This is a genomic window from Ruegeria sp. CF4, from assembly GCF_056537345.1.
On record NZ_JBQFRJ010000012.1, the window covers coordinates 1 to 16130 of the forward strand.

The 16130-nt window shown below is 56.3% G+C and carries 13 protein-coding genes and 1 tRNA gene; 13 read left to right on the forward strand and 1 reads right to left on the reverse strand.

The features are described 5' to 3' along the window. The first annotated feature begins 34 nt into the window (after window positions 1-34). Window positions 35-111: transfer RNA gene (locus ACR0NF_RS18475), tRNA-Met, on the forward strand. A 297-nt stretch (window positions 112-408) separates the two neighbouring features. Here the strand turns inward: ACR0NF_RS18475 and ACR0NF_RS18480 are convergent. After that, the gene (locus ACR0NF_RS18480) at window positions 409-1062 is read right to left on the reverse strand and encodes a GntR family transcriptional regulator (RefSeq protein ID WP_480470787.1); all 654 of its coding nucleotides are present in this window, start codon (window positions 1060-1062) and stop codon (window positions 409-411) included. A gap of 207 nt (window positions 1063-1269) precedes the next feature. On the opposite strand from ACR0NF_RS18480, the gene ACR0NF_RS18485 reads away from it, so the two are divergent. The 12 genes from ACR0NF_RS18485 to ACR0NF_RS18540 all read left to right on the forward strand — a co-directional run bounded on the left by ACR0NF_RS18485 (window position 1270) and on the right by ACR0NF_RS18540 (window position 15347). Next, window positions 1270-2361: a Gfo/Idh/MocA family protein gene (locus ACR0NF_RS18485; RefSeq protein WP_480778749.1), complete on the forward strand. Its 1092-nt coding sequence runs from the start codon at window positions 1270-1272 to the stop codon at window positions 2359-2361. Between the two features lie 88 nt (window positions 2362-2449). Beyond that, window positions 2450-3460, forward strand: coding sequence for a TRAP transporter substrate-binding protein DctP (dctP, locus tag ACR0NF_RS18490; RefSeq protein WP_480593875.1), 1011 nt, complete (start codon window positions 2450-2452; stop codon window positions 3458-3460). 30 nt (window positions 3461-3490) lie between these two features. Then, complete coding sequence (locus ACR0NF_RS18495; protein ID WP_480778750.1) at window positions 3491-4066, forward strand: TRAP transporter small permease; 576 nt, start codon at window positions 3491-3493, stop codon at window positions 4064-4066. Continuing rightward, window positions 4063-5358 carry a TRAP transporter large permease gene (locus ACR0NF_RS18500; protein WP_170328647.1) on the forward strand — a complete coding sequence of 432 codons (1296 nt, stop codon included), beginning with the start codon at window positions 4063-4065 and terminating at the stop codon, window positions 5356-5358. The genes ACR0NF_RS18495 and ACR0NF_RS18500 overlap by 4 nt, the downstream gene beginning before the upstream one ends. After that, window positions 5358-7250, forward strand: a complete 1893-nt coding sequence (locus ACR0NF_RS18505) for a bifunctional sugar phosphate isomerase/epimerase/4-hydroxyphenylpyruvate dioxygenase family protein (protein WP_480778751.1) — start codon at window positions 5358-5360, stop codon at window positions 7248-7250. The genes ACR0NF_RS18500 and ACR0NF_RS18505 overlap by 1 nt, the downstream gene beginning before the upstream one ends. After that, window positions 7247-8083, forward strand: a complete 837-nt coding sequence (locus ACR0NF_RS18510; RefSeq protein WP_480668075.1) for a citryl-CoA lyase — start codon at window positions 7247-7249, stop codon at window positions 8081-8083. Before ACR0NF_RS18505 ends, ACR0NF_RS18510 begins: the two co-directional genes overlap by 4 nt. Then, entirely contained in the window at window positions 8073-9260 is a 1188-nt protein-coding gene (locus ACR0NF_RS18515; RefSeq protein WP_480668074.1) for a Gfo/Idh/MocA family protein, read from the forward strand. Before ACR0NF_RS18510 ends, ACR0NF_RS18515 begins: the two co-directional genes overlap by 11 nt. After that, the gene (locus ACR0NF_RS18520; protein ID WP_480470780.1) at window positions 9250-9924 is read left to right on the forward strand and encodes a hypothetical protein; all 675 of its coding nucleotides are present in this window, start codon (window positions 9250-9252) and stop codon (window positions 9922-9924) included. The genes ACR0NF_RS18515 and ACR0NF_RS18520 overlap by 11 nt, the downstream gene beginning before the upstream one ends. Continuing rightward, entirely contained in the window at window positions 9917-11107 is a 1191-nt protein-coding gene (locus tag ACR0NF_RS18525; protein WP_480778752.1) for a Gfo/Idh/MocA family protein, read from the forward strand. Before ACR0NF_RS18520 ends, ACR0NF_RS18525 begins: the two co-directional genes overlap by 8 nt. Before the next feature lie 154 nt (window positions 11108-11261). After that, window positions 11262-12176, forward strand: a complete 915-nt coding sequence (locus ACR0NF_RS18530; RefSeq protein ID WP_480778753.1) for a sugar phosphate isomerase/epimerase family protein — start codon at window positions 11262-11264, stop codon at window positions 12174-12176. Next, the gene (locus ACR0NF_RS18535) at window positions 12157-13566 is read left to right on the forward strand and encodes an aldehyde dehydrogenase family protein (RefSeq protein WP_480778754.1); all 1410 of its coding nucleotides are present in this window, start codon (window positions 12157-12159) and stop codon (window positions 13564-13566) included. The genes ACR0NF_RS18530 and ACR0NF_RS18535 overlap by 20 nt, the downstream gene beginning before the upstream one ends. Then, window positions 13566-15347, forward strand: coding sequence for a thiamine pyrophosphate-binding protein (locus ACR0NF_RS18540; RefSeq protein ID WP_480778755.1), 1782 nt, complete (start codon window positions 13566-13568; stop codon window positions 15345-15347). Before ACR0NF_RS18535 ends, ACR0NF_RS18540 begins: the two co-directional genes overlap by 1 nt. Window positions 15348-16130 lie beyond the last annotated feature (783 nt).

Below are 16130 nucleotides of genomic sequence, written 5' to 3' on the forward strand. Positions count from 1 at the left end.
CAAGTAGCGTAAGCGATAGGCCAACGCAAAGTGTCGCGGGATGGAGCAGCCCGGTAGCTCGTCAGGCTCATAACCTGAAGGTCGTAGGTTCAAATCCTACTCCCGCAACCAACTTAATTTCCGAAGCGCCAATAGATGCTAAATCTGGGGCGCTTTCGTCGTTTTTGGGACCTTCGATGACTTCCATATTCCGAAGTATCGTAAGCGTTGCATCTGACCCCTTAAATAGCCCCTGATCAGCCATTTGCTTCCATGGCATATTGCCAAAAACGAGAGGCGGCAGCATGGGGCAATTCCCACAATCATTCGAAGTCTATGGCTTCACCATCGAAGTGCATGCGGGCGAACGCCGCGTCAGGCCCCGCGTCGCTGATCCAGGTGATGGTGATAGGCAGAAACAACAGCGAGCTACATAGCCTCAAGCGTATGTGAGAGACCGTTTCGAATGTGATCTTTCAACAGCTTCTTAGCGGTGCTCGCGTCTCTGGCCAGCGCGGCGTCGAACATGCCCTTGTGCTCCTTGACCGCCTCTTCGCCGCGATAGGTCAGCACGAGCATCTGATACCGTAGGTATTTGTCGTAGATGATCGAGTGCAGAGACAGAAGGTTCTTGGAGTTGCAGGCTGCGATCATCGCCTGATGAAACTCCCAATCATACCGTTTCCAGGTCTCCTTTTCGGAATCATCTCCTCTGAGAAGCTGCTGTTCCATCAGGTGCAGTTTGTGGTGTGCGGCAACCAGATTGCCTTCCCAATCCGTGTCGCCGTTGGCAATGGACAACTCCAATGCGTGGCATTCCAACAGGACGCGCAACTCTGAAATCTCGGTCAGATCTTCTCGTGAAACCGGCGTGACCAGGAAACCCCGTTGCTCGGGAGCTTCGACAAATCCGTCGCTAGCGAGCCTGTTCAGCGTTTCACGAAGTGTCGAAAGGCTTGCCGAGTAGCGTTCCTTCAAGGCGTCCAGCTTCAGTTTGGAGCCGGGCTGCAGCTCCCCGAAGATGATGTCCCGCTTGATGCGCTGATACGTGCTTGCACCTATCGTGGACGGCTGTTTCGCCATGCGTTTCACCCGATATTCTCCGTTTCCTCGTTCAATTAACATTTTTTAGAGACATCAGCAATCCAAACTGCTGTATGGTAAAAATAAAAATATCATACATTATTGCGGAATCGCGAAAACCCCAATACGGTCGTGGCCAAGTTGGGCGATGCCGCTCAGTCGTATACATCGGGTTCGGGAATTCCAGACCCTCCGGAAGGAAGCAAAGTGTCTAAGAACTTTCGCATTGCCATTGTCGGCATTGGCCTTGTTGGACGCCGCCACGCAGATGCTATCCGAGCGTTGCGCCATGTTGATCTTGTCGCGGTCGTTGATCCCAGTGACGAAGGCCGTGCTTACGCCGTTGAGCACGGGGTCGCATGTTACGAGACCCTCGAAGAAATGTTTGCAAATCAAACTCCGGACGGAGCTGTGCTTGCGACGCCCACGACGCTTCATGTTGATCAGGGCCTAACCTGTGTTCGACATGACTGTCCCGTTCTTGTCGAAAAACCGATTGCCGTGGAAGCCGCCGCTGCACTGGAGCTTGTTCAAGCAGCGGAGAAGGCCAATGTGCCACTGATGGTCGGACATCATCGTCGACACAATCCTCTGATCAGGTCGGCTAAGGAAGCCATTGTTGATGGGAAGATTGGAGATGTGCGCGCTGTCCATGCGAGTTGCTGGTTCTATAAGCCAGACGAGTATTTTGACGCTGCGCCTTGGCGGAAGAAACCCGGTGCAGGTCCCATCTCGGTCAATCTCGTCCATGATGTGGATCTGCTGCGGTACCTGGCCGGAGAAGTCGCGACCGTACAGGCTCAGTCGGCTGCATCGCAACGCGGTTATGACAACGAAGATGTTGCAGGTGCGCTTTTGACGTTCGAAAGCGGGGCGATTGGGACCATAAGTGTGTCCGACAGCATCGTTGCTCCATGGAGCTGGGAGATGACATCTCAGGAATATCCGATCTATCCGTCGACCACTGAGAGCAGCTACATGATAGGTGGATCTCATGGATCTTTGTCTGTCCCCGATCTTCGACTGTGGAGCTACCAAAGCGAGCAAAGGGATTGGTGGACGCCAATCTCATCAACCGCGCTGAAGAAAGGTGCATCTGACCCTCTGGTCAATCAACTCAGGCACTTTGTTGAAGTTGCTCGGCGCGAAGCAGATCCAACTGTGTCTGGATGGGAAGGTTTTAGAACGCTTCAAGTTATTGAAGCTATTCAGAATTCCTGCAGGACTGGCGAGACTGTCAGGATAAGAAGCCTTCAGGAAACACAGCAGCAGAGATTGCAGGTAACAAAAAATATCTGATATTTTGTAAAAAATCTTGCAAAATGTCCAAAATAGGTCAAAACTCAGAATCGGAAATATGCATCATGATGTCTCAGGGAGGAGCAAAGTGATTACCAAACTTACCCGCCGGGCTGCTGTATCAGCCCTGGTTGCAACCGGTGTTCTGTTTAGCGCGACAAGTGGTGCGCTAGCGGAAGACAAAGTGCAACTTCGCCTCGCAACATCAGGATCGGAGACCGACCAGCGTTCGGTCGCTATGGCCGAGGTTTTCGCGCCGATGGTCGCCGATTTCGCAAGTTATGAGCCCAGCTATAACGGCACCATCTTCGCCCAAGGTACGGAGTTGGACGCCATCAGCCGGGGTAACCTGGAAATGTCGATCACCTCGGCGCAGGAACTGGCACAGTTCTTCCCCGAGTTTTCGATCTTTACCGCAGGCTATGTCCACCAGGACGCCGCCCATCAGGTGGCAGTCTTCAACGATCCCTTGATGGATGCCTTCAAGCAAAAAGCCGAAGAAGAACTGGGTGTCAAACTTCTGTCGGTCATGTATCTGGGCCGTCGTCAGGTGAACCTGCGCCAGCCCAAGGATGAACTGACCGTCAGCACTCCGGCTGATCTGGAGGGTGTGAACCTGCGGATGCCGGGCACAGATGCGTGGCAATTCCTTGGCAAAGCGCTGGGTGCCGCCCCGACACCAATGGCGTTCTCAGAGGTTTACACAGCTCTGTCGACCGGTGCCGTTGACGGTCAGGACAACCCGTTGCCGACTGTGGTCGATGCCAAATTCTACGAAGTGACCAATCAGATCGTCCTGACATCGCATCTGGTTGACCTGAACTATATCGCCATCGGCAAAGAGGTTTGGGACGGTCTGACACCGGAACAGCAAGCCAAGGTTCAGGAAGCTGCCGACGCAGCGGCTGAAGCTGGTCGTCAGAAGCAGCTTCAGAAAGAAGAGGACCTTGTCAGCTTCCTGAAAGAGCAGGGCATGGAGGTCTACGAGCCCGACCTCGCGGCGTTCCGCGATCAGGTACAGTCGATGTATCTGGAAAGTGAATTCGCCGGATCATGGCCCGACGGTGTGCTTGAGCAGATCAATGCTCTGGGCAACTAAGGTCGTCTGAAGAAGGGAAGGAGAACCACGATGAAACGCTTCATAAAGGGGTTCTCCCGACTGACCGAAGCGATTGCCGGCGGGATGCTGGCGGCAATCTTCCTAATCTTCCTTCTCCAAATTCTTCTGCGGTATTTCTTCACCCCCGCCGGTTGGACGCTTGAACTCATCGGCATTCTTTGGGTCTGGGTAATCTTCTTCAGCTGCGCCTTCATCGTGCGCGAGCGGGATCATGTGAAGTTTGACATCATCTATCTGTCTGTGCCGATGCGCGTGCGTCAGGTCTTTGCGATGCTGGCGGCTGCAGCGATCGTAGTCGGGATGCTCTACAGTTTCCTGCCGACGTGGGACTACATCGACTGGATGAAAATCCGCAAAACCTCGACTGTGCGCAATCCGTTCTCGGGTGAGAAGATACCACTGCGCACCGTGTTCTCAATCTATGCGGTGTTCATGCTGGTCGTAGCTGCGCGGTATGGGTGGTTGTTCTTTGACATCCTGCGAAATGGCCCACCAAAAACCGAGCTGGAACTGGTCGTTGGGTACAACGTGGTTGACGATCATCCCCGTGTCGACGGTGAAGACGACGAGGAAGCAGGCAAATGAGCTTTGAACTTCTTTCCTGCCTGCTCGCGCTCTTTCTTCTGGCAGGCATCGGGACACCTATCGGCTATTCCATCCTTTTGGCCTCATTGGTTTATCTGGGCACGGCCGGATTGGACGTCGCACTCGCGGGCGAGAAAATCCTGCAAGGCTTCTACAAAAGCACGATCCTGCTTGCCGTGCCTTTGTTCATCGTCGCCGCCAATATCATGAACGCGGGGTCGATCACCGACCGCTTGCTGAACTTCTGCGTAGCCGCTGTCGGTCGTTTCAAGGGCGGCCTCGGGCACGTCAACGTGGTAGCGTCCCTGATCTTTTCCGGTATGTCCGGCTCGGCTGTCGCGGATGCCGCGGGGATCGGCAAGATCATCATTGAGATGATGACCAAGGATGGCCGCTACAGCCGAGGTTATGCTGCTGCTATTACCGCGGCGTCGGCGACGATTGGCCCGATCATTCCGCCCTCGATCCCAATGGTTTTGTACGCGCTCGTTTCCAAGGCCTCCATCGGATCTCTGTTCTTAGCCGGTATTCTGCCGGGCCTGATCATGGGCGTCGTCCTCATGGCAATGAACTATTACCTGGCCGGAAAGCGGAACTTTGCATTGGAAGAACCTGTTCCTCTGCGCGAATTGCCGGCTAAAACCGCCAACGCGTTTCCGGCACTGCTGATGCCCGCAATCCTGCTGTACGGTATATATGGCGGCGTCACCACTCCGACCGAAGCCGCCGCAGTTGCTGCATTCTACGCTCTGCTACTGGCAGCGTTGTTCTACCGCGCGCTGACCTTCCGTGGCCTTTATCAAGTGTTCGTCGACAGCGCGCGCTCCTCCGCCGCCGTCGGGGTGGTCATTGGTGGCGCGTTCATTCTGAACTTCATCGTCATTCAGGAACAGATTCCACAGTCGATCTCGGCACTGCTGGAGGGTTCGGATGTTAGCCCGATTGTATTCCTGATCCTCGTAAACCTGCTGATCCTCGCGCTGGGATGCGTGTTAGACGCAACAACGATCATCCTGGTGATCGTGCCCCTGTTCATTCCAACTTGCGAAGCGCTCGGGATTGATCTGGTGCATTTCGGAGTGCTGGTCGTCGTGAACTCAATGATCGGTTTGATCACGCCGCCCTATGGCATTCTACTCTTTGTGATCAACGCCGTGACGGACATTCCGCTGCGCGAAATCATCTCCGAAATCTGGGCCTTCCTCGCGGTTCTCATCTTCGCCTTGGTGATAATGATGCTGATGCCGGATCTGGTCCTGTGGTTGCCGCGTATGTTTGGATATCAGGGATAATGTGCCTGTCGGTTTCGACAACGTCGATCCCCGGTGATCTGGCTGAAAAGCTGAGTGCTATCGCTGACGCGGGATTCGGGGGTGTCGAATTACACGAACCGGATTTGACCGCTTTTGACGGACCGCCATCGCAAATTCGGAACATTGCATCAGATCTCGGCCTTAAGATTTGCCTGCTGCAACCCTTCCATAACCTTGAAGGCCAGTCCGGCGGTGGACGAGAGCGCGCCTTTGATCGGCTGAAACGCAAACTCGACCTGATGAGCGAGCTGGGAACGGAATTGCTGCTTATCGGGTCTGCCTTCGAGGTCGATGTCGCTGCGACCGAAGAACAGGTAATTGCAGATCTTGGCGAGGCGGCCGAGATCGCGAAAGAAATGGGGATGCGTCTGGCCTATATGGGCTTGCCGTGGTCGGGTCTTATTCACTCGGATGAACAGGCGTTAGGCGTCGTTGAAGCTGTCGACAGCCCTCATTTCGGGCTGGCTCTGAATTCCTTCTTCTCGCTTGCCGATGGGTCCAAACCAGCCCGCCTTCGGGACAATCCCGGAGAGCGGCTGTTCCATGTGCAACTGTCCGATGCACCCCGGCTTGAGATGGATATCCGCAGGCTCAAGCGGCATTTCGGGCTTTTGCCCGGGCTCGGATCGCTGAACCTTGCGGGCTTCGTGCGGGTGTTGGCCCGCGCCGGGTACAAAGGGGCTTGGTCCATTGCGCGCGTCAATGAAGCAGCTCCTCAACCCGGTGGCCGAACACTGGCCCGAGACAGCTACAGGTCGCTGGTGAACCTCCTGGATGAGGTAGCCCGCACCGAGCCGGGAGCCGATTTCGGCATCCCGGACCTGCCGGAGCGTGTCTATGCGTCGGGCTTTGAGTTTGTCGAATTTACGGCTGATGAGGTAAGCGGCGCTCAACTGGCAGACATGCTGTCAGCAATGTGTTTTCGAATGGAGCGAAAACACGTCACCAAGTCCGTCGAGCTGTGGCGGCAGGGCGCGATAAACATCGTTGTGAATACCGAAAAGGAAGGTTTTGCCCATTCGGCGTTCCTGGGTCACGGCCCCTCCGTTTGTGACATGGGGTTGCGTGTCAAAGATGCGGATCAGACGGTTCAGCGGGCGACCGCGTTGGGCGCGCCGAATTTCTCACAGCCAGTGGGAACGGGAGAGCTGGATATCCCGGCCATTCGCGGTGTTGGCGGCAATGTTGTTCATTTCATCGATGAGAAATCCGATCTGCATCGGGTGTGGGACATCGAGTTCGAGCCTGTCGCGAAAACCAAAGCGACCCAGCCTGCCGGACTGCGCCGTATCGACCATCTGGCCCAGACGATGCGCCATGATGAGATGCAAAGCTGGCTGCTCTACTACATTTCGACTTTCGAGATGGCAAAGTCTCCTATTGTGAACGTTTCCGACCCGTCCGGTGTCGTGCAAAGCCAAGCCATTGAAAGCCCTGAGGGCGAAGTGCGCCTGAACCTGAACGGGGCCGTTGGGCGTCGAACACTGGCGGCGTCATTCCTCGAAGATGGCTTTGGAGCTGGTGTTCAGCACATTGCCTTCCAGTCGGATGATATTTTTGAAACCTCAGCCCAGTTGCTCAAGTCCGGCTTTCCCAGCCTGTCCATCCCTGAAAACTACTACGCTGATCTGCAAGCGGCTTTTGGATTGGATGACGATTTGGTTGCCCAACTGCGCGGAGGCAACATTCTCTACGATCGGGCAGCGGGTTCCGAGTATTTTCAGATATACAGCCGCCCCATCTTCAACGGCTTCTTCTTCGAAATTGTTGAACGCCGCATGGGCTATGCCGGTTATGGCGCGCGCAATGCACCCATTCGCCTTGCCGCGCAAAGCAAAACCCAGCCGGTGAAAGAGGTGCAGACTCAATGACCGTGTTGGATGAAAACATGACAATGGATGAGCGCGCCATTCGCCAATGGTGGCGTACCTCCATCATCGACATGAAACCCGGACAGATCGCATTTCGCGGCAACGCCATAGAGGACCTGATAGGGAATGTAACCTTCCCGCAGATGATCTGGCTTATGGTGCGGGGCGATCTGCCCAGCGACGCGCAAGCGCGCCTGTTCGAGGCCGCTTTGGTCGCAGGCGTGGATCACGGCCCGCAGGCCCCCTCGATCACGGCGGCGCGTATGGCTGCGACCTGCGGGGTCGGGCTGAACAATGCGATGGCGACTGCGGTGAACATGCTGGGCGACGTGCATGGCGGGGCTGGAGAGCAGTGCGCAGAGTTGTACTATGATATCGCGGTCCGCATGGATGCGGGAGCTTCGCTGAATGACGCTGTTCGGGATGGCTTGGACAGCTGGCGCGAGACCTACGGCAAGATCGTCTCGGGCTTTGGTCACAGGTTTCACAAGCCTGTTGATCCGCGCGCGCCCCGGTTGATGCAACTTGTTCGAGATGCGGCGACAGAAGGCACAGTTTCTGGCCGGTTTGCCGATATCGGAGAAGAGGTTCAGGCCGAGCTTGGCCGTCAACGCGGCGGTCGGCCGATCACCATGAATATCGATGGCGCGACAGCTGTGATCTTCTGCGAACTCGGCTTTCCCGCCCCCTTGTCGCGAGGGCTGTTCTGCCTGTCCCGCTCGGTTGGAATTCTCGCCCATGCCTGGGAGCAGATGGGGCAGGGCGGTCGGAACAAAGGGCCCATGCCCCCGAATTACTTACCCCTCTACGAAGACAGGAATGATGACACGTGAGACATCGAAATCCTTCCGGGTCGGCCTTATCGGCTGTGGTCGTATCAGCGATATCTATCTAAAAACACTATCCAAATTCTCAAACGTCGAGGTCGTGGCTTGCGCAAGCCTTGATCCTTCGGAAAGCCGCGCCAAAGCAGATCAATACGGCATCGCCAAGGCCTGCACGCCAGATGAAGTATTTGATGATCCGACAATTGACTGCGCTTTGAATCTGACAATTCCAGCGGCGCATGCGGAAATCAGCCTGCGCGCCTTAAACGCAGGCAAGCACGTCTATTCCGAAAAGCCGCTGGTTATGAATCGAACGGATGGCAAGGCGATCCTGCACATAGCCGCTGAAAAGGGCCTACTGGTCGGCTGCGCACCCGACACATTTCTGGGCGGTCGCTGGCAGACCGTTCGGCGCTTGATCGACGATGGTGCCATTGGCAAACCGACAGGGGTTTTTGCCCATGTCGGCACCCACGGGACGGAACGTCACCATCCCAACCCGGATTTCTACTATAAGGCGGGTGGTGGGCCATTGCTGGACCTTGGGCCGTACTACCTGACCGCCATGATCTGCTGCCTTGGTCCTGTTGACCGGGTCGCCGGAATGGCGCGACGCACATTCGACAAACGAATGATCGAAAACGGCCCTCGCAACGGCGAATGGATGGATGTCGAAGTCGACACGCACTCCCTAAGCCTGCTTCAGTTCTCTTCCGGAGCTATAGGGTCAATGACCATGAGCTTCGACATTTGGGACAGCGAAACTCCGCGGTTCGAGATCTACGGTGAAAACGGCACCATCAGCATCCCTGACCCTGACCCGGTTCACGGAGCCAACATCTTTCAGGGCGATGTCTGGCTTAAAACGCGCGAAACCTCGCGCTGGTCTCATCAGCCCCGCCCAATCGGTCGCGACGCGTGGCAGGTGGTCGAAAACAAACACGGGTTCAACGAAGATAGCCGCGGCCTCGGCCTATTGGATCTGGCCCTGGCGGCACAGGGAGGACGCCAGCCCCGTGCAAGTGGAGCGCTGGCTTATCATGTGTTCGAGGTCATGGACGCAATTGAACGGGCTCCGAGATTCGGTGCCTACCAGACAATAGAAAGCCGTTGCGAAGCACCCGAGCCTTTGCCGACCGATTTCCTGAGAGATGAGAGGAAGGAGTTGGCGCGTGCCGATTGAGACACTCGACTTTGCCCAGCCATTCTTTCGCGTCCAACATATCACCGATGAAGACAGAATATCTGTCGAAGGTCGCGCAATTGTTCTGAACCTAGGGGAGCGGGATATCTCGGTCGAGGATCAGGCCGTTGCGCCGCTTTCGTCTGTCATTGTGCAAGATAACTCTCTCAAAGGCGTGGAACGTGCTGTGGTTGTTCACGATTTCGACGCCCATGCCGATGACAACGAACTGTTCGCAATGGTGAAAGATACGTGGCCATCTGCTTTTGATGTCCGCCAAGAGGAGCGATTGCGCGGTGTCAGCCACTACATGTCGCCAAAGGTCTTCGTTGGTAACGTTGGACTGACCATGTACCACTCGGGCTCGGTGCCGCTGAATGTCGGTTTGCACAAAGATCATCCGTTCTGCCCGGTACCGGGGTTTCGCGAAGTGCACACGCAAATCGTAGGCTTTGGAAAAATGCAGCAATGCCGCGAGCGGGATGTAGAGACCCTTTATCTCGAAGAATTCATGGCCCCGGGCACCACGCACAAGCCGATGTATGACGCCGAAGGCAACTATCCCTGGCATCAATACGAGACAATTACCCCCAGCATTTTCATGGCGGTGGAAATGCTGCCGGAAGGCGTACGGGTCCCGGAAATGGAGGTTCAGAATGGCTGAGAGACTTTTACTCGAAGACCTGAGCTTAGACGGCCCTTTCCCCCGCTTGTCCCGCCGTTTGCGGCTGGGCGTTGTCGGTGGTGGACGTATCTCCGTCACGCAAGCAACGGCTGCGCGGATGACTGACCGATGGGAAGTCGCCGCAGGCGCGCTCAGTTCTGACGCCGAGCGCAGCAAGGTGCGCGGGGCTGAATGGTTCTTGCCGGCCGACCGGTGCTATGCGTCGTTCGAGGAGATGGCACAGGCCGAGGCGGCGCGCCCTGATGGCGTGGATGCCGTCATGATCACGACCCCAAACCACGTTCATTTCGGCGCGGCCAAAGCGTTTCTGGAGGCGGGCATTGACGTGTTGTGCGACAAGCCTTTGACCAATGAGGTCGCCGAGGCCGATGGGCTTGAGGAGATCACTGCGCGTACGGGGCAGGTCTTTGCTGTCGGCTATGCGATGTCGTGTTTTCCTGTGATCCGTCAGGCCAGGCAGATCGTTGCAGAAGGCGGCATCGGCAAGATCAACCAAATCCATGTTGAGTTCATGCAAGACTGGATGACACCCGACGATGTGGCTGATGCGCCTCATGTAAAGTGGCGGCTGGACCCAGAGATTTCAGGCCCGACTAGTTGTGTCGGCGATATCGGCACCCATGCCGCGCATCTCGCCAGTTTTGTCTCGGGTCTGCCGATGACCGATCTGCGGGCTGAATTCCATGTTTGCGGAGCGCCAAAGCCTTTGGAAGACACAGTTTTCATGTTCACCCGTTACCAAAATGAAGTTCCGGGAACCCTGATGGCGACGCGCCTTGCCCCCGGAAATCGGGGTGGGTTGCGGTTGCGGATATTCGGTAGCGAAGGAGGCCTCGAGTGGGACTTGGAGAATTCGGAACAGCTGAAGTTCAATCGGTTTAGTGAGCCGGATCGTATCATCAGCCGAGGTCACGGGCACGGCGTCGGCCCCGACGCGGAACGCCTGATCCGGACCGCGCGCGGCTTCCCCGAAGGGATTATTGAAGCCTGGGCCAATCTCTATACGGAATTTGCCATGGCCGTCGCCGCGCGTCGGGATGGCGTTGCCGTTCCGGCCGATTGGCTCTCTTATCCCAGTGTCGATCAAGGCGCAGACGGTGTTCGATTCATTGATGCCTCAGTTCGCTCTCACCAGTCCGGAGGCGACTGGGTCACTATCTAAAGCTTTGCCAATACGAAGGTTAAGCACGCCCGGGCTATTGCCCGGGCATTTTCATTTCCTGCCCAGTATTAAAAGTTGATATTTTAAAAAATATCAGATATTTTTTACTACGTGTGATGAATTTTAGATTCGCAGACACGTGGAGCTGTCGTTCATGGTGAAACCCGAAGAGGCTGGCACAAGCCCCTCTCTCTATTCCTTGGCGCATCTGACGCTGATTGGCTGTACGCCGCCCGAGCTGGTCTATATCGCCGCGCGGGCCGGTTACGATGCCGTCAGCCCTCGGTTCATTCCGATGCATGTGCCCGGCGAATTCACCCAATCCCCGATCGACAGGACCCAGGTACAGGCGACCAAAACGGCTCTGTCTACTACCGGTTTGAAGGTCCTTGATGTCGAACTTGCGCGCATCACCGAAGATGTCGATCCGCGCAGCTTTGAGCCCTCGTTGGAGATAGGAGGGGAACTCGGCGCCAAACGCATGATCATGAGCGCGTGGACCAACACCCGCGATGATCGTGACTTTCTGATCGACGTCTATTCTGAGACCTGCGAACTGGCAGCACCCTATGGACTGACGGTGGATTTGGAGTTCCCAAGCTTTTCCCGCCTTCGAACTCTGGATGAGGCGCTGGATATTGTCCGCGCCTCTGATCAGCCGAATGGTGGTATTCTGGTCGACACGCTCTATCTGCACCTCAGCCGAGTGGATCTCGGGGAGCTTTTGCACGTCCCTTCGGACCTGTTTCACTTCCTGCACATCTCTGATTGCCTGCCCGGCATCGCTGATACGCGCGAGGGCATGATCCAACTTGCCCGCGATGCGCGGCTCTATCCTGGCGAAGGCTGGATTGACTTCACCGGCATCATCGAACGGATGCCACCCGTCGATTATTCTATTGAACTGCCCAACCAAAGTCGCGTTGCCGAGTTGGGGTATGAAGAACACGCGCGTCGCTGTCTCAGCCACGCCAAGCGAACATTCGGCGAGGCGCGGTCACAGCGCCGTATGCCCGATGCAGCAATTCCAAAACACCAAGAGGATTATCATGGGCAAAGAGCTCACTGAAAACGACCGCAATATGGCGGCCGATATGCTGGCACGCGCCCGCGCTGCCATGGCCGAGATCGAGGATTGGGATCAGGACAGGCTGGACCGCCTGTCTCAGGCCATTGCGTGGTACGCAGGAAACGAGAAAACCTTCACCCGCCTGGCCCAGCAAGGCGTGGACGAAAGCGGTATCGGAGATCGTGCGGGACGTCCAGCAAAGCGGTTCAAGATTCACATGGTGCTGCGCGATGTCCTGCGCACGCCATCGACCGGTATTGTCGAGGTGGATGAGGAAAAAGGACTGGTGAAATATGCCAAGCCTGCTGGCGTCATCGCATCCCTGATCCCGATGACCAATCCTGCGATGACACCACCGGTGACCGGCGTGTCCGCCGCGAACGCCAGGAATGCCGTCATCTTTAGCCCGCACCCGCGAACCGCCCATACCACCTTTGAGATGGTCGAGGTCATGCGCGCGGCCTGCCGCGCCGCCGGTGCCCCCGAAGACCTGTTCCAGTCGATCCGCAAACCATCGATCCCGTTGACGCAGCATCTGATGGAGATTTGTGATCTGACTTTGGCAACGGGTGGAAAGCCGATGGTCAAAGCGGCCTATAGTTCAGGGCGTCCGGCCTATGGCGTCGGCGCGGGCAATTCGTCCATTGTCATCGATGAGACCGCCGATCTGGACATCGCCGCGCAGAACACTCGCATCTCTAAGACCTCTGACTTTGGCTCGGGATGTTCGGCCGACGGTAACATCATTATCCAGCGTTCGATTTACGACGATATGGTCAAAGCGCTTGAGGCCGAAGGTGGGTACCTGTGTTCTGATGAAGAAAAGGCCATGCTCGAAGCCGCCATGTGGGATGAAAAGGGCAGCCGCACGTTCCCGACCATCGCTTGCCCGCCGCAGCAAACGGCCAAGGTCGCCGGTTTTAGCATTCCCGAAGATCGCAAGTTTCTGATGGTTGAAAATCAGGGACAAATCGGGCCGCAGCACAAGTTCTCCAAGGAAAAACTGACCACATTGATGGCGCTTTACCACTTCGACACGTTCGATGACGCGCTAGAAACGGTCAGCCAGATTTATAGCACCGGGGGCAAGGGCCATTCCTGCGGCATCTACAGCCACAATGACGATCATATCGATCGGCTCGCGCGTCTGGCTCCGGTCAGCCGAATGATGGTGCGACAGCCTCAGTCCAAAGCCAACGCAGGTGCCTGGACAAATGGCATGCCCATGACCAGCAGCCTTGGTTGCGGCATCTGGGGCGGCAACATCACCAATGAAAACGTCACCATGAAACACATGATGAACTACACCTGGGTCAGTCGTCCGATCCCCGAGGACCGTCCCTCGGAGCCGGACCTGTTCGGTGAGTTCTACGGACAGGAGGTCGCGTAATGGACGGAGCGAAACTGGAAGGCAAAACCGTTGCCGAACATATCGTTGACTTTCTCGAACGCCGTAAGGTCAAGCATGTGTTCGGTCTATGCGGCCACACGAACATCGCGGTTCTGGCTGCGCTTGCCGAAAGCCCCATCGATTTCGTCACAGTACGACACGAACAAATCGCTAGCCACGCGGCGGATGCATATGCCCGCGTGACGGGCAAGGCCTCGGTGGTGCTGTCCCATCTCTCCCCGGGACTGACCAATTGCGCCACCGGGGTCGCTAATGCTGCGTTGGACTGTATCCCCATGGTCGTGATCGCTGGGGACATACCTACGCATTATTATGGCAAACACCCGCATCAGGAAGTGAACCTTCATGCAGACGCCGCCCAGTGGGAGATCTATCGACCCTTCGTAAAACGCGCTTGGCGGGTCGACCGCGCAGACCTGATGGCCGAAATTCTGGAAAAGGCGTTTCATCTCGCTGAAAGCGGACAGCCCGGGCCGGTTCTGGTCAATGTCCCCATGGATATCTTCTCTGAAGTGATCCCCGCGGACAGCTTCGACCGTATCCGCGACAACACGCGCGCGCTCAAGAAACCGTCGATTGACGATGAAACAGCGCGTGAAATCATTGAGGCCCTGGCGCAGGCCGAAAACCCGGTCGCCTATGTCGGCGGTGGTATCCTTCTAGCTCAAGCCAGCGAGGAGTTGCGCGCGTTCGTTGAACATATGGGGCTGCCCGTTGCTCATTCTCTGATGGGCAAGGGCGCGTTGCGGGACGACCATCCGCTTGTGCTGGGAATGACTGGCTTTTGGGGTACAGAACTGGTCAATCAGTCCTGTCTGAATGCGGACTATATCTTTGCCGTGGGAACGCGGTTCAAAGAGGCCGATTGTTCCAGCTGGTATCCTGGCTATACGTTCAACATCCCCGGGTCCAAGGTCATTCATATCGACATTGAACCGCAGGAGATCGGTCGGAACTATCCCACCGAGATCGGCGTCGTCGCGGACGCCAAAGTTGCCTTGCGCGTTCTCAATCGGGTTGCCCGCGAGATGTATCCAGAGGGCTTTAAACGCCCCACGCTGGAGCAGAAGATTTCTGACTTCCGGACAGACTTCAAAGCGCGCAACGTGGAAATGGCGACTTCATCAGCCTTTCCAATGATGCCCGAGCGTATTCTGGCAGATACCCGGAAGGCTCTGCCCGAGGACGCCATCATCACCACGGACGTAGGGTGGAACAAGAACGGCGTCGGACAGCAATTCGATATCCTGACGCCGGGTTCGATCCTGACTCCGGGCGGGTTCGCGACGATGGGCTTTGGCCCTCCGGGCGCGATAGGCGCGAAGCTGGCAGCACCTGATCGCGTTGTACTCAGCTTGGTCGGCGATGGTGGCTTCGGTCAAAACCCGTCGATGTTGGCAACGGCGGTCGAACTTGATCTGGGCATTATCTGGCTGGTCATGAACAACAACGCCTTCGGCACTATCGCAGGTCTGCAAAAGGCACACTACGGTCTGACCTACGGGACTACATTCCCCGGATCAGCCGCAGCGCCGGCAAACGGACCGGGCTATGCTGAGATCGCGCGTGCCTACGGCGCGGAAGGGCACAGACTCAGCGCTGCCGACGAGCTGTTACCCGCATTGGAGGCGGCAATCGCAAGCGGCAAGCCAACCGTGCTCGATGTGCCAATGATCAACAACCCGACACCAACGACTGGGCATTGGAACATTCTCGACATCTATTCGCCAGACCGCGATGTTTCGCACGTTGCAACATAAGGCGATGGAGAGAGTGTGATCCGTATGCGCAAACGGCTTTTGCCTACATCTGTGAAACAGAAGGGCAATTGCCGCTACGCGATGGATCCAGTTTGATGGAGCCTTTGAGTCGCAAATGGTAAAACTTGCGCGTCGTGTTCTTATGTAGCTATTTGAAATCAAATTCTTAGTTGTTGGTGATTGACAAGGCTATGTATCGCTCGACGACCGTTGTAAGGCGACATATAGCTCTGCCACCAGCGACAGAGCTTTTCTATTTTCGCCTCATTTCCATCGTCCAAACTGATTTCATTGATCCTTACTTCCTTTTGGAAGATCGGGGTTGATTTGCAGGTCAGGCACCCGGGGTGCCTGTGCCTGCTGATCTGCCACGTGGCGGAGGTGGTTGGGGGAGAGGCAATGCCATTCGACAATATTGGTGCGGCCGAGGACGCGGTTTTGCTTAATAGATTTGCCCGAGGGAGAAGGCAGCGCTTTCCCCCTGACGGCTCGGGGCGTTTGACTCGTTCAAATCTCACTGGTTCACGAAACAGAAGTGGTGAAGCAGGTTACTGGACGTAAACGGTAGGCATCTGGTGCGGGCTTGAAATGTATGTCGAATTGACAGCAGGCTAAAGCACGGCGCTGTACTTTCATCCCTAATGCTCACGTCGTACCAGCGAAAAAGAGGCGAGTGCATCGCCGCCGCGTGTGACACGTCCGGTCCCAGGGTAACTCAGATGGGTCGCCGAGAAGACAGTCTGGTTGTCGGCCAGCTGGCCAAGCAACTATATTTGGGTTGTG